Below are 24,837 nucleotides of genomic sequence, written 5' to 3'. Positions count from 1 at the left end.
GGAAAGCCGTGTGCGGGAAATCCGCATGCACGGTTTGACGGGGAGTCCGAGGGAGTAATCCCTCGTCTTACCCTACTGGTACATAGATTAATTCGTACACCGCTTGAGTGACTGGAGGCCTGATGTAATTTGTCCATAACCTTTTTGTGGAGCAGGGAGCTGCTGCTGAACCGTTATTTTTTGTGGCTGCTCTTCTGGTGCAATCTGTTGGGGACCGTGGGAGGTTATGTGTGGTACGACAACCAGCTTGCGTATACGTGGGAGCGCTATCCTCACTGGCTGATCGTCTTCGTTCCTGACAGTCCCACAGCGAGCCTGTTTTTTACCATTGCTTTGTTGTTTCTGCTGTTCCCCCCTGTCAGCAGGGGCTGGACCGTGCTCAGACATTTGGTTGAGGGACTGGCTGTCGTAACCAGTGTAAAGTACGGGATTTGGGCTTCTGCCATCATCTTCGCGGGAGCGTCACAAGGGGGGGCTATCGGTCCGCTTGACTGGATGCTTGTAGCTTCCCATACGATTATGGCGGTGGAGGCATTGGTGTATATCCGCTTTTTTGCAGTGCGATCCGCAGGCTTGACCGTCGCTCTCCTGTGGACGCTGCTGAACGATCTGATGGATTATACCTACGGGATTAATCCCTGGCTGCCGCGCGAGCTGTTTGACGATGTGCCTGCTGTCCGCAATTTTACAGTAGCTCTTACGCTGGCCAGTGCCGCTGCCTGCTGGCTGGTGATGGCCCTGTCGCGGAGACGGGCCGCTGGCGACTGACTTTCGGCCGCCGCTTTTCAGCTTTCAGTGCGAGTTCAAAAAGTCACCTTTTCGGTTCTAGGTTATCCGTCCTTGCCATACAGATAGGGTAGGAGGGATGTCCAATGAACGGTGTTGCCGGTATCATCCGGGTGCTGCTGTGTGCGGCGCTTCTGTTTGCCTTGCTGCCGCAGGCGGTTTCCGGCGCGTATGAAGCGGCCCCGGCACAACCTGCCACTCCGACACAGCAGCTTGCCCTTGATCAGGCAGCGGTTGCTTTGTATAAGCATGCCAAGGAAGGAAATATCATAGAAGTGCGCCGTCGTCTGGCGGAGGTTGTACAGCTGTTTGGTAGCGGAAACATTCAGAAGGCCATGTCGGTGGAAGGGATTCATGCCTTCTCCGGGGCTATTCTGGACGTCCAGGAGGCGGTAAACGCGGTCGCCATGTCCCCGGAGGCGGTCATTCAAGCCGCTGCGGGCATGAGGCTGGCGGCGGATGTGCTCGCCCACCCCAAGGAGCCCTTGTGGCAGCAGTACTACAAAGTGTTGTATGAGGATTTAAAAGAAGCGGAGAACCAGTTCACAAAAGGGAACACTTCAGGATTTGCCCAAGCTGTGGGAAGGTTGGAGAACCATTATAATACGATAAGGCCGTCCGCTATCATCAGCATGCCGCCGTCTGCTGTGAACAGGACCGATTCGTGGTTATCCTTTGTTAAAGGAGCGGGCGGGAATCCCAACACAGACCCGGCTGCCGTAAGGTCTGCGCTTACCGCCGGACGTGAGACGCTGAACGTATTGTTCGGCCGTGAGAAGGATGCTGCGGCCTTTGGCCCGTTCATGCTGGCTGCGGACGACGATGCGCTGGAATGGCTGATCGGATGCGTCATTTTGGCAGCCCTGGTCTATGCAGGTTTCCGTAAATACCGGGGGGAGCACAGTTTTTTTCCTCCTGCCCGCTGATCCAGTATCTGTGAAGTTTGGCTATCCTCCAAGCGGGTTTACATGACAGGAAAGCAGCCTCGTTGGTTTATGATAATGCAAAGAGCAAGTATTGGTGGTCAGATTCCGCCTCTACTTGCTCTTTCTTCTTCACTGTGGCCCATTGCCCATTATGAGGCTTATTCCTCCCGGAAGCCTTCACCATGCACGTCATGCACATCGTTGATGATTACAAATGCTTTGGGATCGACCGATTTCACAATCTGATGAAGCCGGCGCATTTCCTGTCTGGATACAACGCAATAAGCCACATATTTGGCCTGTTTGGAATAAGCGCCGATGGCCGGGATGATCGTCACTCCCCGTTCCATGTCTCTTGTAACGATCTCTGCGATCTCGTGGGCATAATCGCTGATAATCATGAACGCTCTGGCCGAATAAGCCCCTTCCTGAATAAAATCAATCACTTTGGACGCTATAAATACAGCAACCAGAGTGTAAAGGATTTTTTCCTTCGGGATATACAGCAGAGACAAGCCGATAATAAGAATATCGATGCCGAGAAGCACCTGCCCCATGCTCCAGCCAAATCTGCGGTTGAGGATTCGGGCGATGATATCCGAGCCGCCGGTGGTACCACCGAAACGAAATACGATGCCAAGACCGCCTCCAAGCGTGACCCCGGCATAGAGGGCTGCCAGAATAAAATCATGCTCCGTGGCGAACGGCTCGATCCAGCCTGAATCAATCAGTTTTTCGAACAGCCACAGAAAGAAGGTTAAAGATCCGATGCCAACACCCGTATATACAATCTGGCGTCCGCCAAGTATTTTCCATCCAAGCAAGAATAACGGAATATTCAGCAACAGAGTGGATAAAGAGGGTGAAATGGAGAATGCGTAATTAAGCAGAACGGTGATGCCTGTTACGCCTCCTTCCATCAGTTGGTTGGGAATGATGAAATACAGCAGACCGAACGCATACACTGCGGTTCCCAGCAGAATTGGAATGATCTGCTTCAGTTGTGAGCTGATATTAAACGTTTTCAATGTTACCCCTCGCATCAATCGTATTCGTTTGCCAAGAAGCCCATTTGGCAATCTTACCCTAGTATACCTTGTTCCGAGACGATTAAAAAATAATTGTTTTCAAAGTTCCTTTACGATAACATATGAATAAACCTTCACAATAAAGGAGAAAGGCTTTTATGGAAAAAACGCTTGCTGAGCTCCAGCGTGAAGTCGATCAGTACATATCGCAATTCAAGGAAGGCTACTTTAGCCCGCTGGCCATGCTGGCAAGAATGTCGGAAGAGGTCGGGGAGCTGGCCCGTGAGGTCAACCACTCCTTCGGCGAGAAGCCCAAGAAGAAAGACGAGGCTGACAATTCCATTGAACTGGAGCTTGGTGATATTCTCTTTATTACGATCTGCTTTGCCAATTCACTGGGCATTGACCTGACGGACGCCCATAATAAGGTCATGGATAAATTCAATACACGGGATGCAGACCGCTGGACCAGAAAGGACACCGATTAGGCAGTCCATACATATGCTGTACCAAACGGGGTATCGCACGGAGGTGCAGCAGCATGAAGGCGGATGAATATGTACAGAAAGCATATTTCAGTATTTTGAGCAACGATTTTGAAGAGGCTATCCGTTGGTTTGAGCGGGCGATAGCGGCCGAGCCCGACAATGCGGATTACCGCTACCGCTGCTCTATTACCTATGCGCGCAGCGGCCGCCTGGATCAGGCTCTGGAGCATGCGAAACTTGCCGTCATGCTGGCACCGGGACAGGATGAGTATAAAATTCACCTGAACTCTCTTGATGCCAAACGTCTGGCCGGAGAAGTGCGAAAAATGCTGTCCGGGGGCGGTTCGCCGGATGACCCGGCACGTGCACGGGCGATAAACATGCTTCATGAAGCGGTGAAGCTGGATCCGCTGTGTGCAGATGTCTATGTTCTGCTTGCCCTTGCCCATAACGAGCTGAACCAGTTCGACGAGGCTCTGGCCGCCGTAGGGGAAGCGATAGACCTATTGCCGCAGGAAGGGCAGCTGATAGAACTGCAGCTGGAGCTGCTGCAACGCAAAAAAAATTACCGGGATTCACAGAAATAGACTGCCATTTTCGCAGCATAAGGAGTTGTTTTCATGACAGATAAGATCAGAGTAGCAGTCGTTGGCGCCGGAGGAAGAATGGGCCGCGAGGTTCTGAAGCTCGTGCTTCAGGATGAGGGGCTTGAGCTGGCTGCTGCCGTGAACCGCTCCCACTCGGGAGTGGATGCAGGTCTGCTGGTTGGTCTGCCGGAAGCGGGAATCAACATAACCAGCGACCTTGAAAGAGCTCTCAGGGAAAGCCAGCCCGATGTGATGGTGGACTTTACTGCACCCCATTCGGCATATGATCATACTGCACTGGCCATCGAGCTAGGTGTCAGACCAGTTATGGGCACCACAGGCTTTACGCCGGAGCAGATCGAAGAGTTGGACAAGCAGTGCCAGCTTCGCGGCATTGGAGGGCTGATTGCCCCCAATTTCTCAATCGGCGTCATTCTGATGATGAAATTTGCTGCCCAGGCAGCCAAATTTTTCCCTCACCTGGAGATTATCGAAACCCATGGAGACCATAAGCTGGACGCTCCTTCCGGGACAGCGATCAAAACGGCGGAGCTGATTGCGCAGAACCGGGAGGAGCTGCGCCAGGGCAATCCGGCGGAGGAGGAGACGATAGAGGGTGCACGTGGCGGATATTATCAAGGCTTCCGCATCCACAGCCTGCGGCTGCCGGGTGTATTTGCACAGCAGGAGGTTGTATTCGGCGGCTATGGGCAATCCCTCAGAATACGCCATGACTCCTATGAACGTGCAGGTTATATGCCGGGGGTAAAAATCGGAATCGAAAAAGTGATGAACCATACGGGACTTGTCTACGGATTTGAACACTTTATAGATTAATGTTCAGTAAAGACAGCAAGAAAAACGATACATCGGATGGGGGAGAGACGAATATGTTAAAAATATCATTCATTGCCCATGACCGCAAAAAGGACGAAATGATCAACTTCGTAACCGCATATGAGCATGTGTTCAAGGATCATCAGTTGTATTCCACAGGAACTACAGGACAGCGGATTATGGAAGCTACAAAATTGAAAATTCACCGCTACATGTCTGGTCCCCTCGGCGGGGACCAGCAGATCGGCGCCATGGTGGCCCAGAACGACATGGACCTGATTATCTTTCTGCGCGACCCGCTCATGGCGCAGCCACATGAGCCGGATATCACCGCTCTTCTGCGCCTGTGTGACGTGCAGGGTATTCCGCTTGCGACGAACATCGCTACAGCTGAAATATTGGTGAAGGCGCTCGACCGCGGCGACTTTGCATGGCGGGAGCTGGTTCACAAATACAAGCCGGGCATTCAGGACGGTGAAATCAAATGAGCCTGGACATTCTTGTATTCGGCGCCCATGCGGATGATGCCGAAATCGGAATGGCCGGCACGATCGCCAAGCATACCGCGGCCGGTTTGAAGGTCGGAATTTGTGATCTGACCCGGTCGGAAATGTCCTCCAACGGTACGGTGGAGAGACGTGCGGCGGAAGCGGCCGCCGCTTCCGCCTTGCTCGGTCTCTCTGCGCGCACCAATTTGCGGCTCCCGGACCGTGGGTTGTACATCACATCGGAGCATGTGGCCGCCGTTACCGCGGAAATACGCCGCCATGCTCCGAAGATTGTATTTGCGCCGTACTGGGAAGACCGCCATCCGGATCATGTCATGTGCAGCAGGCTGGTGGAGGAAGCGGTCTTCAACGCCAAGCTGCGCCGCTTCATGCCAGAACTGCCGCCTGTCCGTGTGGATCAGCTCTACTTTTATTTTATTAATGATCTGGGACGGGCTGATCTAATTGTTGATATAACCGGGTATTATAATCTTAAGGAAAAGGCGCTGGGCTGCTACAGCTCTCAATTTGAGCAAGGGGCTGCAGGAGCCGACGTGGTATCTACCCCTCTCAATCAAGGATACATAGAACGGGTCAAAGCGCGGGACTCCATGCTGGGACAGCGGAGTCTGACTCCGTTTGCCGAGGGATTCGCAGTGAAGTCCCCTTATAAAGTTGAACTCTTTTAGAGGTAGTTCAAAAAGTCATCTTTTGATCACGAAGGAAGTCAGGAAGCGGACTCGACATCGAATCTTGAATTCAGCCGGGCCTTCCGGTGCTCACGTACACCAAACGTACGCTCCGCTCCTCAGTCCCTAGCTTCATCCAACTCAAGCGTTTTGAAAAAACGCACTTCGGAAGCATAAGCTTCGGTGCTGAAAACCTGACTTTTTGAACCTGCACTTTTAAATTTATTTTTTCTTGCCGGAATGTGAAAGGGGGCTGCTATCATGAATGACATGCTCAGAATCGGAATTACCTGCTACCCATCATTGGGGGGTTCCGGTGTCGTGGCTACCGAACTGGGCAAGCTGCTGGCCGAGCAGGGTCATGAGGTGCATTTTATTGCCAACGGGATTCCGTTCAGACTGGGCGGAAATTTTCATAAAAACATTTTTTATCATGAAGTGGAAGTCAATGATTATTATGTGTTCCGCTATCCTCCTTATGATCTGTCGCTGGCAACGAAGATGGCCCAGGTCGTGAAGATGAAAAACCTTGACGTGCTTCATGTGCATTATGCGGTTCCGCATGCGGTATGCGCTTTTCTGGCCAAGCAGATGGTCGGGGACCGCCTGAAAGTCGTTACGACACTGCATGGAACCGATATCACGGTGCTGGCCCAGGACGAATCGTTAAAGGATCTGATCAGGCTTGCCATTAACGAAAGCGATGCGGTTACGGCCGTATCGAAGGATCTGATCCGTGAAACACGGGAAGTGCTCGATATTACCCGCGAGATCGATTTGAGTTATAATTTTGTCGATAAAAGAGTGTATTATCCGCGGGATTCCGCTTCGCTGCGCAGCGATTTTGCCGCGCCGGACGAGAAAATTATGATGCATATTTCCAATTTCCGTCCTGTAAAAAGGGTAGGCGATGTGCTTGACGTGTTTGAAAAGGTGCAGCGGGAGGTCAAATGCAAGCTGCTGTTCGTCGGCGAAGGTCCGGATTTGCCGAAAATCCGTTGTAAAATCGAAGAGCTGGGCCTGGAAGACAAGGTGTATTTCATCGGCAAGCAGGATGATATCGCGCAGGTGCTATCCATGGCCGATGTACTGATGCTGCCCTCGGAAAAGGAGAGCTTCGGACTGGTTGCGCTCGAAGCGATGGCTTGCGGTGTACCAACGGTCGGCTCTACCGCCGGGGGTATTCCGGAGCTTGTCATTCATGGTGAGACCGGATATCTGGCCCCGATTGGAGATACGGAGCAAATGGCCGAATACGCCATCCGCTTGCTGACGGACAGCAAGGAGGCTGCCAGATTGCGCGAGGCCTGCCTGCAGCGGGCGCAGACCGTGTTCTGCAACGACAGAATCAGAAGACAATATGAAGAAATCTATTACCGTGTATTGGGACGCGAGGTGCCTGATCTGAAACCAGTGAACTGTTAAAGACATGCGCGCCCGTTTTTGCGGATTATAGCAGTAAAGGTGGAAAGGCTATGAACAGTTGGCAATGTGCTGACCCGGATATGGCCATGGAGGCCGGGCGGGTTCTTGATCGGCTGATCAGCACAGGACATGAAGCCTATTGGGTCGGCGGCTGTGTACGCGATGAACTGCTCGGACGCTCCATCCAGGATATGGACCTGACAACATCGGCAGAGCCTGATGAGGTAGTGGGGCTGTTTGACAGCGTCATACCCACAGGGATTCAGCACGGTACGGTAACGGTCATATCGGGCGGCTTTTCCTTCGAGGTGACAACCTTCCGGACCGAATCCGGTTACGAGGACCATCGCCGCCCGCAGGATGTCAGGTTTGTGAAAGATGTAAGGGAAGATCTGCGGCGCAGGGATTTTACGATGAATGCGATGGCGCTGACGAGGGATGGAGAGCTTGTGGACCCGTTCGGAGGGGGCGCCGATATCCAAAGCCGCCTCATCCGCTGTGTAGGCGCTGCGGATGAGCGGTTTGAGGAAGATGCGCTGCGGATGCTCCGCTGCATACGGTTTGCCGCTGTCTTTGGCTTCCGCATTGCGCCAGCGACCTGGAAGGCTCTGCTGCGCAAAAGGCATCTGCTGCGCTTTATTGCCATGGAGCGGGTGCGGACCGAGATGGAGAAGATCATGAAAGGCCCTGATCCGCTGCGCGGACTGGAGCTGCTGCGCAGAAGCGGCCTGTTGTCCAGCGCGAAGGCAGCAACACCTTGGCAGAGCATTCCCGCTCATCCCCTTGGCAGGCTGCATAATCTTCCTGAACAACAACGCTGGCAGCTGCTTTTGCTGGCAGGAAGCTTTGCGCCGGAACAGGCGGATGCCATGCTGCGGGACTGGACGTTCTCCAATGCTTTCCGGACTCGCATGCTACGGCTGCTGGAATGGGAGAAAGCGGTCGCAACTGTTCCGCCTTCTGTCTCTGATGAAAGGGAGCTGCGGCGGCTGTGGATTTCGTGGTTGCTCCGGTGGGGAAGGGAGTCGGCTGAGGATTGGCTCGCTGTTAACGGAGCCTTGCCTCCTGACTACAGGCAGGACGCCGCTTCCCGGAGGGTGGCGGAAGTGCTGGCAGCCAAGGGCAAGGAATGGACAGACCATACTCCAATTCTACAAATGAAGGATTTGGACATTACGGGCAATGATCTGCTGGCAGTGCTAAACCGGCGGGGCGGGCCGTGGCTGGGCAGGGTGATGGACCGTCTTCTGCTGGCTGCGGCCTGCGGAGACATCGTGAACGAAAAGGAAATGCTGATTGAGGAAGCAAAGCGGGTGACGGAAGTTGAAGAAACATGAGCTGTTGTTGAATATGCTTGAGGAAGCAGGTGCTTCTCCTGTATCCGGCGAGGAAGTCAGCCGGATGCTGAACGTAAGCAGAACGGCGGTATGGAAGCATGTGAATAAGCTGCGGGAGCTTGGTTATGTTATTGAGGCATCACCACGGCTGGGTTACACGCTTGCGGCGAAGCCGGACAAGCTGAATGCCGACAAGCTGTCAGAGGTGATCCGGACGCAGTCGTTCGGACGGCGTCTGCATCTGCTCGATACGACGGTGTCGACCCAGGGGGATGCGATGCGCCTGGCGGAGCAGGGAGCGCCTGAAGGCACGCTGGTGGTGTCCGAGGAGCAGACCGGAGGGCGTGGAAGACAAGGGCGTAAATTTTTTTCCCCGCCCCGCAAAGGGGTATGGATGAGCGTCATTCTGCGCCCACAGCAGCCGTTGCAGTATACGTCCCAGCTTACGCTGTTGGCCGGCGTGGCTGTATGCCGGGCTGTAAGGCGTGTAGCTGGGGTCGAGGCATTTATCAAATGGCCGAACGATCTGCTGGTGGACGGCCGTAAAGTATGCGGCATCCTGCTTGAATCGGCAGTCGAGGATCAGAGAATCCGTTACTGTATCGCAGGGATCGGGATCGATGTCAATCTGGACGCCGAGGATTATCCCGAAGAGCTGAGGACTATAGCCACATCGCTTAAGGAAGCGGCCGGAGCGCCTGTTGACCGAACCGCTTTGATCGCGGCTGTCATGGATGAGCTGGAGAGCCTGTATATGCTGTATGGTCAGGAGGGATTCAAGCCTATCGGCGTATTGTGGGAGGCGTTGTCGGCCATCGTCGGCCGCAAGGTGTCCGTCAAGGACAACGGGCAGCCTGTTGAAGGGATTGCGGAAGGGCTGGATGCTGCGGGAGCGCTGCTTGTCCGGCGCAGTGACGGGAGTCTGGCGACGGTCTTTTCCGGAGACATTCAAATTAATCAGTGAAATATTTGATTCAATTTGTTATACTTTGCTGGAGGCGGTATCGGCTTGTTCCGAACTGCACTCCAGGGCAGGTTGCCCGCAAACTTGACCATCATAGCGCTTTATTGCTGGCTACGTTGGATTCTGCTCTGAGCCGAACAGGACCGAGACAGAAGGGACGATCGCGAGTGACTCTTTTTTGGCTGTTCGGACCTTTTCGACGCATATCCGAGATGAGATGCGTCTGCAAAAAGGTTTTTTTGTGTTTGTCCAAAAAAGAAGAAGGGAGCCATAAGGATGGCAAAACAGGCGCTGAACATTGTGAAGATGAAAAAAATGAAAGAGGAAGGCACCCCAATCAGCATGATCACCGCATATGATTACCCGTCAGCCAGGCTGGCTGAAGAGGCGGGGATCGATATCATTCTTGTCGGTGATTCGCTTGGCAATGTCGTACTTGGATACGACTCCACCATTCCGGTAACGCTGGATGATATGGTCTATCATACAAGGGCGGTGGCGCGTGGTGTCGAGCATACGTTTATTGTGGCTGATATGCCGTTTATGACATACCACGGGAGTATACAGGAAAGTCTTGCCGGAATCCGCCGGCTGATGCAGGAAGGCGGAGCCCATGCAGTTAAAATGGAGGGTGGCGCTGAAATCGCTCCGGTCGTGCGGGCAGCTGTGCAGGCAGGAGCTCCGGTTCTGGGGCATATCGGTCTGACGCCGCAGTCTGTCAACCAGATCGGGGGGTACCGGATTCAGGGCAAGGACGCTGCAGATGCACGCAGACTGCTCACTGACGCCAAGGCGCTGGAAGAAGCCGGCGCGTTCGGCATTGTGCTGGAGCTGGTTACGGAGGAAGTGGCCGCTCTCATTGCCAAGGAGCTTTCCATTCCGACGATTGGCATTGGCGCCGGCCGCGGCTGTGACGGTCAGGTGCTGGTCTACCATGATGTGCTTCAATATGCGTCGCCATACAGACCAAAGCGGTTTGTACAGACCTACGGGGACATTGGGACCCTGATCAAACACAGCATCGGACGTTATGTGGCTGATGTGAAGGGACGGGTTTTTCCGGCGGAGCAGCATGTTTTCAATGCAGATGACGGGGTAATGGATACATTATACGGAAGCCGCTCAGGAAAGGTGGAGAACCAATTATGATGATCATCAGGGACGTCCAGCAGCTTCGTGCCGCACTGACTTCACGCCGGCGTGCCTCGGGCACGGGAATAGAGAAGAAGGTCGGCTTTGTCCCGACGATGGGTTATCTGCATGAGGGACATGCCAGCCTGATGCGTGCCGCCCGCGAGCAAAGCGATATCGTGGTGCTCAGCATATTCGTGAATCCTATTCAATTCGGACCGGGCGAAGATTTTGAAAGCTATCCGCGGGACGAGGAACGGGACGCGGCTGTCGCCCGGCGTGAAGGGGTCGATATTCTGTTCATCCCAACGGTTGAAGTGATGTATCCCCAGCCCACCCGGACCAAAATCCGGGTGTCCGGCCTGACAGACCGGTTGTGCGGAGCGTCGCGGCCCGGTCATTTTGACGGTGTAACGACGGTTGTCGCCAAATTGTTCAACATGGTTCAGCCGGATTACGCATTCTTCGGTATGAAGGATGCTCAGCAGGTGGCTGTTTTGCAGCAGATGGTGACCGACCTGAACATCAATGTCCAGATTGTTCCCTGCCCGATCGTACGGGAGCAAGACGGACTCGCGCTCAGCTCGCGCAACGTTTATTTAAGCGAAGAAGAGCGGGAGCAGGCCTTAGTGTTGTCACGTTCCTTGCGTGAAGCGCACGAAGGAATATCCCAAGGGCAAATGGCTACGGTGGGCGAGCTCCGTTCTTTTCTGGAAGCCGGCATAACCTCCGTACCGCTTGCCCGCATTGATTATGTGGAAATACTGACCTTCCCGTCTCTGCAACCGCTGAAGGCTGAAGAACGGCTTGATGATATTAAGGAAGATGTTATAGCGGCGCTGGCTGTATTTTTTGGCAAAACGCGTCTGATCGACAATATGAGACTTGAAAAAGCGGAGGTCCTTTCCCATGTTTAGAACGATGATGAAGTCCAAAATTCATCGCGCGACCGTAACGGAAGCCAATTTGAATTATGTGGGCAGCATTACAATCGATGAAAACCTGATGGAAGCGGCGGATCTGCTGGAGAATGAAAAGGTGCAGATCGTCAATAATAACAACGGGGCGCGTCTGGAGACTTATGTGATCACCGGACCGCGCGGCAGCGGCGTCATCTGCCTGAACGGGGCCGCAGCCCGTCTTGTTCAGCCTGGGGATACTGTCATTATCATTTCTTATGCAGCCATGACCAATGAAGAAGCCAGGACCTATAAACCGACCGTCGTATTTGTGGACGGGGACAACCGCCCGGTACAGACGATGCAGAAGGAAACACATGCGACGGTCATGTAATCGATGGGAGTGCGGATGAAAAGAGCTCTTTGGAATCATTTTTCCATGAAGGGTGGAATGCACAATATGCTCCGGCATGTATTCGCAGAAATGAACGACATGTTAGATGAAATTGTGAAGCAATACCCTTCGGCTCAAGGTCCCCGCAAGGAAGAGCTCCTCCAAAAATGGAACCTGCTTCGCCGTATGAGTGATTCCATTATGGATGAGTGGCTGGCTTTTGAAGAGAAAATGGGCAAACTGGCCGGCAGCGGAATATTGCAATCCACCGATGATGCGCCCATGCTGCCCGAAATGAACGATGAAGCGTTTATCCATGGCCAGGGCTATTACAGACTGATGATGTACCCGGAGGCGCTCGCCCAGTTTGGCAAGGTTGCCGAATTTTATCCCCAAAGCCTGCTGATCCAAATGTACGCGGCGATGTCGCATATGCATTTGAATCAGCTGGAGGAAGCGGAATCGTTGTTTCATTATTCCCTTGGCCTGACAGAGAGCGGTCAGATCAAGGCGGCTATTTATAATGCTCTCGGCTGCGTACGGGCGAAAAAGAATCAACCCGAGCAGGCTGTGCAGCATTTTATGCTGGCGCTGCAGCTTGATCCTGCGTTGAATGAAGCGCGCCATAATATGGAGACATGCCGCTCGGACCCCGGTCGGCTGCGCTACAGCAGCCATTTCATGGCTTATATGTGAAACGTAACGCCTGATGAGCGATGCCTGCGTGCATCGCTTTTTGCTTGTTTCATGTTCAAAGAGCCCATCTTCTGATATGCTGTATGTATTACAGACTGAATGAGGGGATCAGGCTCAAGATGAAGTTTGCCGTATTGGATTTTGAAACGACAGGAACCCAGTCCGCCGATGATATCATTCAGGTCGGACTGGCTATTATAGATCATGATTACAGCATTTCACAGGTCTATGCTTCCTATGTCAATCCGGGAAGGCCGATCCCGCCCTTTATTACGGGATTAACGGGCATCACGGACGCGGATGTAGAGAACGCTCCTTCTCTGGAGGACATGATGGTCGAGCTTGTCCCCCTGCTGAATGATGTGGTGCTCGTTGGACATAACGTCGCATTTGACTTTAACTTTTTGCAAAATGCCCTTGACCGCTGTGGTTACTTGCCTTTCAGCGGGCGTATTCTGGATACGATGGGCTTTCTCAAGATTCTGTTTCCATCCTTATCCTCCTACCAGCTGGGCTTTGTCGCGGCCGATTTCGGGATCGTTCATGACCGTCCGCACCAGGCGGACAGCGACGCGCTTGTTACGGCTGAGGTATTTCTCAAATGCCTTGATGAGTTGAATGCCCTCCCGCTTCTTGCCGTACAGAGGCTTAGTGATTTGTTCGCGGAGGAGGACAGCGACCTGGCCTGGTTTTTCGACGGAATCAGGGAGCAGAAGGAAAGAGAGCCGGTGCAGGAGCTGGGGGGGCATACCTATTACCGTCAGTTCGCTCTTAAAGTGGATGACTGGACGGATATTGAGCCGCCGCGCAGCGAGCCCGGCGATAATCCGCTGTCAGGCGTGAGCTTTGACGAGTACATGGAGCAAGTGCAGGAGCGGCTGCGGACGTCCCTATCCCATTACGAGGCGCGGGAGTCGCAGAACCAGATGATCGAGAGCGTCATGACAGCGCTCAGTGAAGAGAAACATCTGCTCATCGAGGCTGGAACGGGTACAGGGAAATCACTTGGATATATGCTCCCCTCGCTGTATTACAGCGTCAGGAACGGGGAAAAAGTGATGATCAGCACCCATACCATCAACCTGCAGGAGCAGCTGCGGGAAAGGGATATTCCGCTGCTCACACGCGCGGTGCCGTTTCCTTTCCGGGCGGCCGTGTTCAAGGGCAGGGGCCATTATTTGTGTCTGCGTAAATTTGAACATAAAATAAACAGAAGAGATTTCGTAACCCCGAAGGAAGATTTGCTCACAGCTGCACAGATGATCGTGTGGCTTGCGCACACCGAAACAGGGGATGATGAGGAACTGAACCTCGGCAGCCGTGGCGGGGATTTCTGGGAAACGGTGGCCAGTGACTCCGACTCCTGCCTTGGCAGACAATGCCCATGGTTCCGCAAATGTTATTACCATAGAGCACGCCAGGAAGCCGGAACCGCAGATGTTGTGGTCACCAACCACTCCAAGCTGTTCACGGATGTCAAAGCCAGCCATCAGCTGCTTCCCGCATATGAGCATCTGATCATTGACGAGGCGCATCATCTGGAAGAGGTGGCAGGCAAGCATCTGGGCATGCATATGAAATATTTCACGTTCGTCCATGCGCTGACCCGTTTGTTCAAGGACAGCAAGAACGGGCAGCTGCCCGTCCTGCGCCAGCAGCTTATGTCTTCCGGGCACGAGAAGGCCACGGAATGGGCGTATGTGATCGACAGCCTGTATCCGGCGATGGTGGAGGTTAAGGAGACCTGGGATAAGCTCAGCGATATGCTTTTCGGCATGCTGCCTGAACGGAGTGACGCTCCCCCGGGGGAGACTGGACAGTTCTCGGCTCGTCTCAAGCCTTCCGACAAACCAAAGGGCTGGACGGAGGCGGAGCAACTGGAAAACCAGATTTATGTTGCGCTTGGCGAGATCGTCCGCAAGGGAGACAAAATGCTGCAGGAAATCAAGGACGAGCAGGACGATTACGGTGCCGAGAGTCTGGTAACCGATATTACAGGGCTGGTTAAAGATTTGGCTGCCTTCCGTGACAGCCTGCGCTTTTTTATCAAAATGGATGATCTGACCACTGTGTACTGGCTTGAGGCCAGCGGCCAATTTAAAGGGAAATCGTTGCAGTTTTACGCCGTGCCGGTGGATGTCAGCCAGCAGTTGAAGGAGATGTTTTTTGACAAGAAAAAAAGCGTTGTGCTCACCTCCGCAACCTTGTCCGTGAACAAATCATTCCAATATATGATCGACCAGCTCGGTCTTCAGGAGGCTGCGGAGGAGGGCGGCCTGCTTACCTCCCTGCTGCCTTCTCCGTTCAACTATCGGGAGCAGGCGCTGCTTGTCATCCCGCGGGATTTCCCGAGCGTAAAAGGAAGCGTGGGGGACGTCAGGTTCGTGGACATGCTTGTGGACTCGCTCCGCAGCGCGGCTGAGGTAACTCAGGGACGGATGCTTGTCCTCTTTACCTCGTACCGGATGCTCAAGCAGGTATACGAGCCGCTGAAGGAGGTGCTTGCTTCGAGTAAAATTACGGTGCTGGGGCAGGGGATGGATAGCGGTAGCCGCAGCAAGCTGACACGAAGGTTTCAGGAAGCCAAGGCGTCCGTGCTGCTCGGTACAAGCAGCTTCTGGGAGGGGGTCGATATTCCCGGAGAGGCTTTGACCTGTCTGGCTATTGTCAGACTGCCTTTTCAGCCGCCGAACAGCCCGTTGCTGGAGGCGAAGAGCGAACTGCTCCAGGAGCAGAAGAAAAACCCGTTCATGAAACTGTCCGTGCCGCAGGCGGTCATCCGCTTCAAGCAGGGCTTCGGACGCCTCGTCCGTACGGCCAAGGACCGTGGAGTAGTCATCGTGTATGATACCCGTGTCATCGAATCTTATTACGGAAAGCACTTCCTCTACTCCCTGCCGGGACCGAAAATAGAGCATATGCAGACAGAGCAGATCGTGCCCCGGATTTCCGAATGGCTTCATACGGAAGCGGGCAGCTAAGCTCGTTACGATTCATTAGTCCGTGAATTTAGGAGGATTATGCATGAAAGCAGATAAAATATCCGAAGCCGTGGTGCGCAGGCTGCCCGTCTACCTGCGCTACCTGAACGAGCTTCATAAACGGGAGGTCACCACGGTTTCATCCCAGGAGCTGGGCCAGAAGCTGGACCTGAATCCGGCGCAGATTCGCAAGGATCTGGCTTATTTCGGGGATTTCGGACGCAAGGGAATCGGCTATGATGTGATGTATCTGATCGATAAAATACGCCATATACTCAAAATAGACCAGCAAATCAACGTTGCACTGGTGGGAGCCGGTAATCTCGGGCAGGCGCTGTCCAATTACAACGCTTATTTAAAGGATAATATGAAAATTGTGGCAGTCTTCGATTCCTCGCCAGCCAAGGTCGGGCGGCAGATCAACACCCTGACCGTGCAGCCGATGGAAGAACTGAGAGATACGGTCAGAAAGCTGCACATCCGGATCGGGATTATCACTGTACCGGATTTTGAAGCCCAGCACGTAGCTGACGAGATGATCGGGAGCGGGATAGAGGCGATTCTGAATTTTGCGCCAACCATCATCAAAGCCCCTGCGCATATCCGCATTCATGCGACGGACTTTACAACAGACCTGCTGAGCCTGGCTTATTACCTGGAGAACGGAAAGGATGACAATGAAGATGACGACCAATAAGTGGCTGATTAAAAACGGGGCATACGCGGTGAACCGTGAGGAAAAAGCGGTTGTCCACGGCTACATGATCATTGAAAACAGCCGGATCACCTATATCGGAGAAGAGTTGCCCGCAGGAGAGGAAGCCACAGAGGTGGTAGACGGCACAGGACTGCTCTTTCTGCCAGGTCTGATCAATACGCACGGCCATGCCGCCATGTCGCTGCTGCGCGGCTACGGAGACGATATGGTGCTGCAGGAATGGCTGCAAACGAAGATGTGGCCGATGGAGGCCAAATTCACCGCCTCGGATGTGTACTGGGGGACGTCGCTGTCCGTGCTTGAAATGCTCAAGGGAGGCACAACCGCTTTTCTGGATATGTATGACCATATGGATGAAGTGGCCAAAGTGGTCGAGCAATCCGGCATCCGTGCCAGCCTGATGCGCGGCGCCATCGGTTTATGCTCGGAAGAGGAGCAGCGCGCCAAACTGGCGGAGGCGGTAGCCTTTGCGAAAAACTGGCACGGAGAAGCGGCCGGCCGCATTACGGCCATGATGTCTCCGCACGCGCCGTATACCTGCCCGCCGGCCTTTATTGAACAGTTCGTGCAGGCGGCCCATGACCTCGATCTGCCGCTTCACACCCACATGTCGGAAACGGCCGCCGAGGTGGAGCAGAACGTACGTGAATACGGTCTTCGCCCTGTTGCGCATCTGGATAAGCTGGGCTTCTTCTCCCGGCCTTCCCTGGTTGCGCATGCCGTCCATTTGAATGATGAAGAGATTGCCCTGCTCGCCGAGCGCAAGGTAGCCGTTTCCCACAATCCGGGAAGCAACCTCAAGCTGGCCAGCGGTGTAGCGCGAGTGACAGATCTGCTTAAAGCGGGAGTCACCGTGTCGCTCGGGACAGATGGTCCGGCAAGCAACAACAATCTGGACATGTTCGAGGAAATGCGGCTGGCCGCTTTGATTCATAAGGGAGTTACAGGCGACCCGACGGCGGTCCCGGCGGGCGAGGCCCTGCGGATGGCTACGGAATATGGTGCGAATTCGATTGCCCTGAAGGAAGTAGGAGCGCTCGCCGCAGGCAACAAGGCCGATTTTATTGCCCTGAATATGGATCAGCCGCATTTTCTGCCGAGAACGGATTTGGTTTCACATGCTGTGTACTCGGCCAGCGCCAAGGATGTTCTGCACGTCTGGGTGGACGGCCGTCAGGTTGTCAAGAACGGTGAATGCCTGACCATGGATGAGGAGCGGATCAAGCACGAAGCGCAAGCGGCGTTTACCGGCCTGCTCTCCCGCTGATCAAACCACACCATCGGAAAGGAAGCTTGGATTGAAAAACAGAAAAACGATGATCGCCTATGCGGTGTTTATTTTCATCCTGCTGTTGCTCGCCCTTTACTTGTACTATTCCTATGTTATCCAGGGGCAGAAGCAGGAGGAGAGCACCGCCATTCTGAAAGCGAAACAGACAGCGGGGCTGGCCGCAACGGATAAGACGTGGAAAAGCGTGTGGACCGAAACCTATTGGGTGGTGGAAGGTACGGATGCCGAGAACCGAAAGATCATGGTATGGGTGCCTTTTCAAACGGTAGAGGACGGGGCGGACATCCCGCAGCAGGGAACCCAGGGCGTGCATAGTGAGCTGCTGCAAAACGGAGTAAGCGAGGAACAGATTCGCACAGCCATCATATCCGCAAATCCTGATCTTGAGATTGTGCGTCTGCTGCCCGGTGTTTTTAACGGGGAATATGTCTGGCAATTGTTCTATAAAAGCAACAACAGCTATTTTTATCAATTTTACAAATTTGCCGATGGAAGTCCGGTAGGCAATCCTTTTCAACTTCCCAATACCCTTCAGTGACGAAGGGCTGAAACCTGATCATGTGTGAGCATAATCGCTCCGGCTGCGGCTGGAGCCTTTTTGCATTTGCATATATCCGTTTGTGAAAAATATTACAGATTTTATAAACTGTTCAAACTTTGCCTTCGAAATATGATATACGATATAATATATTCAAGCTTATACTAGTGATAGAGCGATAGGTTAACCACTCCTTTTTTACTTTACGGTTCAAAAAAAGTCCCAATACGTTTCTGCCGGCATTTCATGATCGAGAGGAGGGCGTTTTTTTGAAACTTCGTATTTTGCCTATAGCTTTAACGGCGATCATAACAGCTTCCGTGCTGTTCGGCGGATGGTTCCTGTACCGTCATATGGCGATTCAGAATCCGCTTCAGCAGGTAGTGACTCAATATCCGGGCGTCTCCAGCGCCCAAATAGCGATTAAACAGGATGAGGTCGTTGTGAAACTTGTGCTGCAGCCCGATGCGGATCTGCATGGTTTGGTACAGCAGGTCAAGAAAGAAGGCCAGTCGATTATCGGCAGCCGCCAGTTGAAGCTGGACATTCAGGACCGCTCCAGCGTACAGCTGGATAAGTGGTGGTCGCAGGCCATGTTCCCGATTGCCGAAGCGATGGAAAATAAAAAGTACACGCAAATCCCGGCAACGCTGGAATCGCTGGAGCAGAAGGACTCCAAGGTACAGGCCCAGACTGAAATGGACGATCAGAACGTCTATATAAGGCTGAAGGAAGGACAAGCCAGCAAATTTATTATTCTGCCGCGCAAGCCGGAAACGATGGGAGTGTGGCCTAATGCCTAGATGGGTGAGGGAAATAATGATCGGCATTGTGCCGGTCCTGGTGATTTTTCTTGTTTTTATCGGATTTAATGTAGTGCCGCTTGTTATTGCCGTGGCGGTGCTGGGCGGACTGCTGCTGCTGCTGCATATGCGCGGCGGATTGGCGGTCGGAGCGGGCCAGGAACGCAAGCGCAAGAAAATTGGGTCGACCGGGCTGACCTTTGAGCAGATTGGCGGCCAGGAGAGCGCCAAGCAGGAGCTGCAGGAGGCGCTTGATTTCCTGATCCGCCATGAAGAAATTTCGAAATTCGGCATCCGTCCCTTAAAGGGCATTCTGCTCACCGGACCTCCGGGAACGGGCAAAACCCTGATGGCCAAAGCCGCAGCCCAGTATACCAATTCAATATTTGTGGCGGCCGCTGGCAGTGAGTTTGTTGAAATGTACGTAGGCGTAGGCGCGAGCAGGATCCGTGAGCTGTTCCGGGACGCCAGCGCGAGAGCCGCCAAGGAGAAGAAGGAAAATGCCATTATTTTCATTGATGAAATTGATGTCATTGGCGGCAAACGCGAAGGCGGCCAGCAGCGTGAATACGACCAGACACTGAACCAACTGCTGACCGAGATGGACGGAATTTATTCGTCAGACACTCCGCGCATCCTGCTGATTGCGGCCACTAACCGCAAGGAGATGCTGGACAGCGCGCTGCTGCGCCCGGGCCGGTTTGACCGCCATATCCAGGTCGATCTTCCCGACAAAAAGGGCAGAAAGCATATTCTTGATCTCCATGCCAAGAACAAACCTTTGGCTGAGGAAGTAGATTTGGAAAAAATCGCCGAGGAGGCCTACGGTTTTTCCGGCGCTCAGTTGGAGAGCGTCATGAACGAGGCGGCCATCTATGCGATGCGTCAGAATCTGGACGTGATCGGCCAGAACCATTTGTCCATGGCGATTGATAAAGTGATGATGGGTGAGAAAACAGACCGTGAATCGAACGAAGAAGAGAAGAAGAGAGTCGCCATCCACGAGCTGGGACATGCCATCATGGCCGAGATTGTCCGTCCAGGCAGCGTGAAGCAGGTGGCCCTCAGTCCGCGCGGCAAAGCGCTCGGTTATGTGCGCCATAACCCGCAGCAGGAGCACTATCTGTATACCAAGGATTTTCTTGAAGAACAGATTATGATTGCCCTCGCCGGTGCTGTGGCTGAAGAAATGTACTATGGTGGACGCAGTACAGGCTCCAGCAACGATTTCGAACAAGCCCTGAGCATCGTGGAAATGATGATGAAATCCGGCCTGACGTCCTTAGGTATCATGAACATGGAGATGGTGACCAAGGAAGAGCTGATGCGGGAAAATAAAGAGCTTCTGAACGCGCTCCATGCCCGTACCCACGAGCTGCTGGAGCAGCATCGCAGCATTTTTGACAATTCTCTCGAAATCCTGTTGAAGGAAGAAACGCTGACCGGGGAGCAATTCCGGTGTCAATTTCGTGAAAACAGCCTTTTGCCAGCATAAATTATGATGCTGGTATTTTTTTTTACTTTTGTTCCGTGCTAAGATATTATTATCTATTGGGTCATAAATCTGTATTTTTCGACAGCGAAGGATACAATACATCAGAGAGACCTTGAAAGGATGGAGCCAAGAACCATGCAATTTAAAAAAATCGGCGTAATTGGCGGCGGTACGATGGGGCAGGGCATCTCCGAAATGCTTGCTTCCAAAGGCATCGACGTGCTGCTGGTTGAGCAAACCCCTGCAAAACTGGACTACGCGTACGAAATGATCGAAACCAGCCTGGACAAACAGCTGGAGAAATGGGCTATTACCCAAGCGGAGAAGAAGCTGATTCTTTCCCGTATTCACAAGGTGACCCATTATGGTGAATTGAGCGCTTGTGATATGGTCATCGAGACCATTACGGAGGATTTGGATGCGAAGAAAGAAGTGTTCAAGCAGCTTGATCAATTTTGTCCGCGAAATATTATACTTGCAAGCAACACCTCCACGCTCAGCTTGACCGAGCTCGCCAGCTCGACCATGTATCCTGAGCGTGTTATTGGCATGCACTTTATTTATCCGGTGTCCCGCATCGATCTTGTAGAAATCATCCGTGGGCTTAAAACCTCAGACGAAATTTTTGAGCATACTAAATCCTTTGTAGAGAACTTCCTTGAGAAAAAAGGCGTCATGGTCTATGAGTCCCCGGGTTTTGTCACGAGCCGCATCATCTGCCTGCTGATCAATGAGGCTGCGCATGTGCTGCAGGAGGGCGTAGCCTCTGCTCAGGATATTGACGACGCGATGCGGATCGGCTACAACTTCCAGCACGGGCCGCTCGAAATGGCCGACCGTTTCGGTCTGGATTCCGTGCTGGCCGCGCTTGAGCGTATGTTCCGCGAATTCGGGGAACTGAAATACCGTCCGTCCATCGTCTTGAAGAAAATGGTGCGTGCCGGCAATCTGGGTGTAAAAACAGGCGAAGGCTTCTTCAAGTACGACAAGGATGGTGACCGTTTATGAAAATTCTGGTAATCAACGCAGGCAGCTCTTCCCTGAAATATCAGCTGTATGATATGACAGATGAGTCCGTGCTTGCCAAAGGGCTTGTGGAACGGATCGGTATGGATTCCTCCATCCTGACACACAAACCGACCAATAAAAACGAAATGACAGAAGTCAGCGAAATTTTGGAGCATACCACAGCGATCCGCAAAGTATTGAACGCACTGGCGGATAAGGAGCACGGGGTCATCGGCAGCATCGATGAAATCGATGCTGTTGGACACCGTGTCGTGCACGGTGGCGAGTCGTTTAAGGAATCCGCTGTTGTTACCGAGGAAGCGAAGAAGGAAATTCGCCGTCTGTTCGACCTTGCACCGCTGCATAACCCTCCTTCAATGATGGGCATCAAGGCTGCGGAAGTGAATATGCCGAACATTCCGCAGGTGGTCGTATTCGATACGGCCTTCCATCAGACAATGCCGGAGAAGGCCTACATGTACGCCATTCCAAGAGTGCTGTACAACAAATACAAAGTCCGCCGCTACGGAGCACACGGCACATCCCATGATTTTGTCAGCAAGGAAGCTGCGAAATTCCTGGGCCGTCCGCTGGAGGAGCTGAAGATCATAACGTGCCATATCGGCAACGGTGCCAGTATAACAGCCGTAAAAGGCGGCGTCTCTGTCGATACGTCCATGGGGATGACTCCGCTGGAAGGCCTGATGATGGGGACACGCAGCGGCGATCTGGACCCTGCCATCGTTCCTTTTGTTATGAACAAGGAAGACTTGACCGTTAACGAAGTGAATTCGATGCTGAACAAGCACAGCGGACTGCTGGCCATTTCCGGTATCAGCAGTGATATGCGTGAAATTACGGACGGCATGGAGAAGGGGGACGCTCACTCCAAGCTTGCGTTCGATATGTATACTTATCGTGTCCGCAAGTACATCGGCTCTTACGCGGCGGCCATGAACGGAGTTGACGCCATCGTATTCACAGCCGGTGTTGGCGAGAACTCGGTCGTGCTGCGCCAGAAGGTGCTGGAGGAACTGACCTACCTGGGCGTGGAAATCGACGAGTCGCTCAATTCCATACGTTCAGGCGATCCGCGTCGCATTTCCACAGAGCAGTCCAAAGTGGAAATTCTCGTCATTCCGACAAATGAAGAACTGGTGATTGCCCGCGATACGTTCCGCCTTGTACAATAGGAACAGATATGATTAGCTATGCCTTGATCAAGCAGCCTGCCCAGGGGGCAAGGCTGTTTGATTTCGGTTACAGAGGAGAGATATATGTGGCTATAAAATGTACGATTTCCGAGGTCGGCCGCCATGTGGAGCAGACGGTTACCATTGGCGCCTGGGTCCATAACAAACGTTCCAGTGGTAAAATACAGTTCCTGCAGCTTCGTGACGGAAGCGGCTACATTCAAGGCGTTGTCGTGAAAAGCGAAGTACCGGAGCAGGTATGGGATGACGCGAAAAGCCTGACACAGGAAAGCTCCCTGTATGTGACAGGTGTGATCCGCGAGGAACCGCGCAGCCAGTCTGGTTACGAGCTGACTGTCACAGGTGTTGAGATCATCCATCTGACAGAAAACTATCCGATCACGCCGAAAGAGCATGGCGTCGATTTTCTGATGGATCATCGTCATCTGTGGCTGCGCGCTCCCAAGCAGCGTGCGATTTTGCTGATCCGTGCACAGATCATCCGTGCGGTGCAGCAGTTCTTCGACAGCAACGGCTTCACCAAGGTGGATCCGCCGATTCTGACTCCGTCCTCTGCTGAAGGCACGACAGAGCTGTTCCATATCAAATATTTTGACGAGGACGCGTTCCTGACACAAAGCGGTCAGCTCTATATGGAAGCCGCCGCCATGGCCTTGGGCAAGGTGTATTCCTTCGGCCCAACCTTCAGAGCCGAGAAGTCCAAGACGCGCCGCCACCTGATCGAATTCTGGATGATTGAGCCGGAGATGGCGTTTGTGGATCTGGATGAGAGTTTGCGCATCCAGGAGCAGTTTGTAAGCTATGTTGTGCAATCCGTACTGGAGAACTGTCGCAAGGAGCTGGAGACGATCGGAAGAGACATCTCCAAGCTGGAGAACATCACAGGCGAGTTCCCGCGTATCACTTATGATGAAGCTATCGAATTCCTGCAAGGCCAAGGCTTCGATATTCCGTGGGGGGAAGATTTCGGAGCGCCGCATGAAACGGCCATTGCGGAAAGCTACGACAAGCCGGTATTCATCACCCACTACCCGGCCAGCATCAAGGCGTTTTATATGAAGCCTGACCCTAACCGCCCGGAGGTTGTGCTGTGCGCGGATATGATCGCGCCGGAAGGATACGGGGAGATTATCGGTGGCTCGCAGCGGATTGACGATCCAGCATTAATGGAACAGCGCTTTACCGAACATAATCTGGCTAAAGAAGCTTATCAGTGGTACATGGATCTGCGCACCTACGGCACGGTTCCTCATTCCGGCTTTGGACTGGGCCTGGAACGCACCGTCGCCTGGATTTGCGGTCTGGATCATGTGCGCGAGACGATTCCGTTCCCGCGTATGCTGTACCGTCTCTACCCTTAACCGATGAACAATCGGTTCCGTAATGAGGCCGGGCACTGGGCGGAAGGGGCTGCCTTCGCGATGGAAGCCGGTGTTGTGCAAATCCCCTATGTTCTGCTGCGGTATTACCGCAATCTGCAGTTGTCGGATGCGGAAGTGCTGCTGCTTGTCCAACTGCTGGCGTTCAGGCAGGCGGAGCATAATGATTTTCCAACACTGGACCAGCTGATGGACCGGGTGGGCCTGTCTGCGGAAGCGCTGGGTAAAATGCTGCAAAAGCTGATGCAGGAAGGCTGGATCAGCATTGAATCCGGCTCCTATGAGCAGTCGGACGTGCAGTATGAGCGTTACCAGTTCACAGGCCTTTACCGCAAGCTGGCTGAACATCTGGCTGCTGAGCGGCGCCCGGCGGTTAGCGCAGAGCAGGACGAGGATTTGTTTTCCCTGGGTTATGCTCCGGAAGGCAAGCGGAACCTGTTTACCATCTTTGAGCGGGAATTCGGCAGGCCGCTGTCTCCGATGGAGCTTGAAACGATCTCAGGCTGGGTGGATCAGGACCAGTATTCCGAAGACCTGATTCTGATGGCCTTAAAGGAGTCTGTGTTTGCAGGTAAAGTCCATTTTCGCTACATCGATCGTATTTTGCTGGAATGGAGCCGCAACCGGGTGAGGAATGCGGAAGATGTGAAGGCATATACACAAAAATTTCGCACAGGCGGACGGTCATAGTACGCTTAGTCTGGCTTTTATGAAAGACGCGCTTTCCATTGGAAG

Annotated in this window: 25 protein-coding genes; 24 read left to right on the top strand and 1 reads right to left on the bottom strand. The window is 53.3% G+C overall.

The annotated features are described in order from the left end of the window. Positions 1–129 precede the first annotated feature (129 nt). Both ACE5LO_RS19380 and ACE5LO_RS19375 read left to right on the top strand, forming a co-directional pair. The gene (locus ACE5LO_RS19380) at positions 130–768 is read left to right on the top strand and encodes a DUF1405 domain-containing protein (RefSeq protein WP_375521646.1); all 639 of its coding nucleotides are present in this window, start codon (positions 130–132) and stop codon (positions 766–768) included. A 104-nt stretch (positions 769–872) separates the two neighbouring features. Beyond that, positions 873–1,712, top strand: a complete 840-nt coding sequence (locus tag ACE5LO_RS19375; RefSeq protein WP_375521645.1) for a sporulation protein YpjB — start codon at positions 873–875, stop codon at positions 1,710–1,712. A gap of 158 nt (positions 1,713–1,870) precedes the next feature. Here ACE5LO_RS19375 and ACE5LO_RS19370 read toward each other — a convergent pair whose 3' ends face one another. After that, positions 1,871–2,740 carry a YitT family protein gene (locus ACE5LO_RS19370; RefSeq protein WP_375521644.1) on the bottom strand — a complete coding sequence of 290 codons (870 nt, stop codon included), beginning with the start codon at positions 2,738–2,740 and terminating at the stop codon, positions 1,871–1,873. A 158-nt stretch (positions 2,741–2,898) separates the two neighbouring features. On the opposite strand from ACE5LO_RS19370, the gene ACE5LO_RS19365 reads away from it, so the two are divergent. The 22 genes from ACE5LO_RS19365 to ACE5LO_RS19260 all read left to right on the top strand — a co-directional run bounded on the left by ACE5LO_RS19365 (position 2,899) and on the right by ACE5LO_RS19260 (position 24,792). Beyond that, entirely contained in the window at positions 2,899–3,228 is a 330-nt protein-coding gene (locus tag ACE5LO_RS19365) for a nucleotide pyrophosphohydrolase (RefSeq protein ID WP_375521643.1), read from the top strand. Between the two features lie 53 nt (positions 3,229–3,281). Beyond that, a complete protein-coding gene (locus ACE5LO_RS19360) occupies positions 3,282–3,815 on the top strand; it encodes a tetratricopeptide repeat protein (RefSeq protein WP_375521642.1) in 534 nt (177 codons plus the stop codon). 33 nt (positions 3,816–3,848) lie between these two features. Further along, positions 3,849–4,652: a 4-hydroxy-tetrahydrodipicolinate reductase gene (gene dapB, locus ACE5LO_RS19355; RefSeq protein WP_375521641.1), complete on the top strand. Its 804-nt coding sequence runs from the start codon at positions 3,849–3,851 to the stop codon at positions 4,650–4,652. A gap of 53 nt (positions 4,653–4,705) precedes the next feature. Next, positions 4,706–5,140 carry a methylglyoxal synthase gene (mgsA, locus tag ACE5LO_RS19350; protein ID WP_375521640.1) on the top strand — a complete coding sequence of 145 codons (435 nt, stop codon included), beginning with the start codon at positions 4,706–4,708 and terminating at the stop codon, positions 5,138–5,140. Further along, entirely contained in the window at positions 5,137–5,829 is a 693-nt protein-coding gene (gene bshB1 / locus ACE5LO_RS19345; RefSeq protein ID WP_375521639.1) for a bacillithiol biosynthesis deacetylase BshB1, read from the top strand. The genes mgsA and bshB1 overlap by 4 nt, the downstream gene beginning before the upstream one ends. 261 nt (positions 5,830–6,090) lie before the next feature. Next, entirely contained in the window at positions 6,091–7,254 is a 1,164-nt protein-coding gene (gene bshA, locus ACE5LO_RS19340) for an N-acetyl-alpha-D-glucosaminyl L-malate synthase BshA (protein WP_375521638.1), read from the top strand. Between the two features lie 50 nt (positions 7,255–7,304). Beyond that, entirely contained in the window at positions 7,305–8,591 is a 1,287-nt protein-coding gene (locus tag ACE5LO_RS19335) for a CCA tRNA nucleotidyltransferase (protein ID WP_375521637.1), read from the top strand. Continuing rightward, positions 8,578–9,555, top strand: coding sequence for a biotin--[acetyl-CoA-carboxylase] ligase (locus ACE5LO_RS19330; RefSeq protein WP_375521636.1), 978 nt, complete (start codon positions 8,578–8,580; stop codon positions 9,553–9,555). The genes ACE5LO_RS19335 and ACE5LO_RS19330 overlap by 14 nt, the downstream gene beginning before the upstream one ends. Before the next feature lie 276 nt (positions 9,556–9,831). Then, a complete protein-coding gene (panB, locus tag ACE5LO_RS19325; RefSeq protein WP_375521635.1) occupies positions 9,832–10,704 on the top strand; it encodes a 3-methyl-2-oxobutanoate hydroxymethyltransferase in 873 nt (290 codons plus the stop codon). Further along, positions 10,701–11,603, top strand: a complete 903-nt coding sequence (panC, locus tag ACE5LO_RS19320) for a pantoate--beta-alanine ligase (RefSeq protein WP_375521634.1) — start codon at positions 10,701–10,703, stop codon at positions 11,601–11,603. Before panB ends, panC begins: the two co-directional genes overlap by 4 nt. Next, positions 11,596–11,979, top strand: coding sequence for an aspartate 1-decarboxylase (gene panD / locus ACE5LO_RS19315; RefSeq protein ID WP_375521633.1), 384 nt, complete (start codon positions 11,596–11,598; stop codon positions 11,977–11,979). The genes panC and panD overlap by 8 nt, the downstream gene beginning before the upstream one ends. Positions 11,980–11,994: 15 nt before the next feature. Further along, on the top strand, positions 11,995–12,675 hold the full coding sequence (locus tag ACE5LO_RS19310; protein WP_375521632.1) for a hypothetical protein: 681 nt from the start codon (positions 11,995–11,997) through the stop codon (positions 12,673–12,675). A gap of 119 nt (positions 12,676–12,794) precedes the next feature. Then, positions 12,795–15,656, top strand: a complete 2,862-nt coding sequence (dinG, locus tag ACE5LO_RS19305; RefSeq protein ID WP_375521631.1) for an ATP-dependent DNA helicase DinG, 3'-5' exoribonuclease type — start codon at positions 12,795–12,797, stop codon at positions 15,654–15,656. Between the two features lie 43 nt (positions 15,657–15,699). After that, positions 15,700–16,353: a redox-sensing transcriptional repressor Rex gene (locus tag ACE5LO_RS19300; protein WP_375521630.1), complete on the top strand. Its 654-nt coding sequence runs from the start codon at positions 15,700–15,702 to the stop codon at positions 16,351–16,353. Then, positions 16,340–17,641 carry an amidohydrolase gene (locus ACE5LO_RS19295; protein ID WP_375521652.1) on the top strand — a complete coding sequence of 434 codons (1,302 nt, stop codon included), beginning with the start codon at positions 16,340–16,342 and terminating at the stop codon, positions 17,639–17,641. The genes ACE5LO_RS19300 and ACE5LO_RS19295 overlap by 14 nt, the downstream gene beginning before the upstream one ends. 31 nt (positions 17,642–17,672) lie before the next feature. After that, a complete protein-coding gene (locus tag ACE5LO_RS19290; RefSeq protein ID WP_375521629.1) occupies positions 17,673–18,203 on the top strand; it encodes a cell wall elongation regulator TseB-like domain-containing protein in 531 nt (176 codons plus the stop codon). A 269-nt stretch (positions 18,204–18,472) separates the two neighbouring features. Then, the gene (locus ACE5LO_RS19285) at positions 18,473–19,006 is read left to right on the top strand and encodes a hypothetical protein (RefSeq protein ID WP_375521628.1); all 534 of its coding nucleotides are present in this window, start codon (positions 18,473–18,475) and stop codon (positions 19,004–19,006) included. Further along, entirely contained in the window at positions 18,999–20,501 is a 1,503-nt protein-coding gene (locus tag ACE5LO_RS19280; RefSeq protein WP_375521627.1) for an AAA family ATPase, read from the top strand. The genes ACE5LO_RS19285 and ACE5LO_RS19280 overlap by 8 nt, the downstream gene beginning before the upstream one ends. Positions 20,502–20,636: 135 nt before the next feature. Next, a complete protein-coding gene (locus ACE5LO_RS19275; RefSeq protein WP_375521626.1) occupies positions 20,637–21,509 on the top strand; it encodes a 3-hydroxyacyl-CoA dehydrogenase family protein in 873 nt (290 codons plus the stop codon). After that, positions 21,506–22,702, top strand: coding sequence for an acetate/propionate family kinase (locus ACE5LO_RS19270; RefSeq protein ID WP_375521625.1), 1,197 nt, complete (start codon positions 21,506–21,508; stop codon positions 22,700–22,702). The genes ACE5LO_RS19275 and ACE5LO_RS19270 overlap by 4 nt, the downstream gene beginning before the upstream one ends. 86 nt (positions 22,703–22,788) lie before the next feature. Then, the gene (asnS, locus tag ACE5LO_RS19265) at positions 22,789–24,084 is read left to right on the top strand and encodes an asparagine--tRNA ligase (RefSeq protein ID WP_375521624.1); all 1,296 of its coding nucleotides are present in this window, start codon (positions 22,789–22,791) and stop codon (positions 24,082–24,084) included. 3 nt (positions 24,085–24,087) lie between these two features. After that, positions 24,088–24,792: a DnaD domain protein gene (locus ACE5LO_RS19260; protein WP_375521623.1), complete on the top strand. Its 705-nt coding sequence runs from the start codon at positions 24,088–24,090 to the stop codon at positions 24,790–24,792. Positions 24,793–24,837: the final 45 nt, after the last annotated feature.

The sequence above is a fragment of the Paenibacillus medicaginis genome, assembly GCF_042138635.1.
In the GTDB taxonomy this organism is placed as follows: domain Bacteria; phylum Bacillota; class Bacilli; order Paenibacillales; family Paenibacillaceae; genus Paenibacillus; species Paenibacillus medicaginis.
This window is presented reverse-complemented; position numbering and strand designations above follow the sequence as displayed.

What these genes read in the sequence shown, in the direction of transcription:
- ACE5LO_RS19375 (WP_375521645.1), top strand. Translation starts at nt 873, where the DNA reads ATGAACGGTGTTGCCGGTATCATCCGGGTGCTGCTGTGTGCGGCGCTT.
- ACE5LO_RS19365 (WP_375521643.1), top strand. Translation starts at nt 2,899, where the DNA reads ATGGAAAAAACGCTTGCTGAGCTCCAGCGTGAAGTCGATCAGTACATA.
- ACE5LO_RS19360 (WP_375521642.1), top strand. Translation starts at nt 3,282, where the DNA reads ATGAAGGCGGATGAATATGTACAGAAAGCATATTTCAGTATTTTGAGC.
- dapB (WP_375521641.1), top strand. Translation starts at nt 3,849, where the DNA reads ATGACAGATAAGATCAGAGTAGCAGTCGTTGGCGCCGGAGGAAGAATG.
- mgsA (WP_375521640.1), top strand. Translation starts at nt 4,706, where the DNA reads ATGTTAAAAATATCATTCATTGCCCATGACCGCAAAAAGGACGAAATG.
- bshB1 (WP_375521639.1), top strand. Translation starts at nt 5,137, where the DNA reads ATGAGCCTGGACATTCTTGTATTCGGCGCCCATGCGGATGATGCCGAA.
- bshA (WP_375521638.1), top strand. Translation starts at nt 6,091, where the DNA reads ATGAATGACATGCTCAGAATCGGAATTACCTGCTACCCATCATTGGGG.
- ACE5LO_RS19335 (WP_375521637.1), top strand. Translation starts at nt 7,305, where the DNA reads ATGAACAGTTGGCAATGTGCTGACCCGGATATGGCCATGGAGGCCGGG.
- panB (WP_375521635.1), top strand. Translation starts at nt 9,832, where the DNA reads ATGGCAAAACAGGCGCTGAACATTGTGAAGATGAAAAAAATGAAAGAG.
- panC (WP_375521634.1), top strand. Translation starts at nt 10,701, where the DNA reads ATGATGATCATCAGGGACGTCCAGCAGCTTCGTGCCGCACTGACTTCA.
- panD (WP_375521633.1), top strand. Translation starts at nt 11,596, where the DNA reads ATGTTTAGAACGATGATGAAGTCCAAAATTCATCGCGCGACCGTAACG.
- ACE5LO_RS19310 (WP_375521632.1), top strand. Translation starts at nt 11,995, where the DNA reads ATGAAAAGAGCTCTTTGGAATCATTTTTCCATGAAGGGTGGAATGCAC.
- dinG (WP_375521631.1), top strand. Translation starts at nt 12,795, where the DNA reads ATGAAGTTTGCCGTATTGGATTTTGAAACGACAGGAACCCAGTCCGCC.
- ACE5LO_RS19300 (WP_375521630.1), top strand. Translation starts at nt 15,700, where the DNA reads ATGAAAGCAGATAAAATATCCGAAGCCGTGGTGCGCAGGCTGCCCGTC.
- ACE5LO_RS19295 (WP_375521652.1), top strand. Translation starts at nt 16,340, where the DNA reads ATGACGACCAATAAGTGGCTGATTAAAAACGGGGCATACGCGGTGAAC.
- ACE5LO_RS19280 (WP_375521627.1), top strand. Translation starts at nt 18,999, where the DNA reads ATGCCTAGATGGGTGAGGGAAATAATGATCGGCATTGTGCCGGTCCTG.
- ACE5LO_RS19275 (WP_375521626.1), top strand. Translation starts at nt 20,637, where the DNA reads ATGCAATTTAAAAAAATCGGCGTAATTGGCGGCGGTACGATGGGGCAG.
- ACE5LO_RS19270 (WP_375521625.1), top strand. Translation starts at nt 21,506, where the DNA reads ATGAAAATTCTGGTAATCAACGCAGGCAGCTCTTCCCTGAAATATCAG.
- ACE5LO_RS19260 (WP_375521623.1), top strand. Translation starts at nt 24,088, where the DNA reads ATGAACAATCGGTTCCGTAATGAGGCCGGGCACTGGGCGGAAGGGGCT.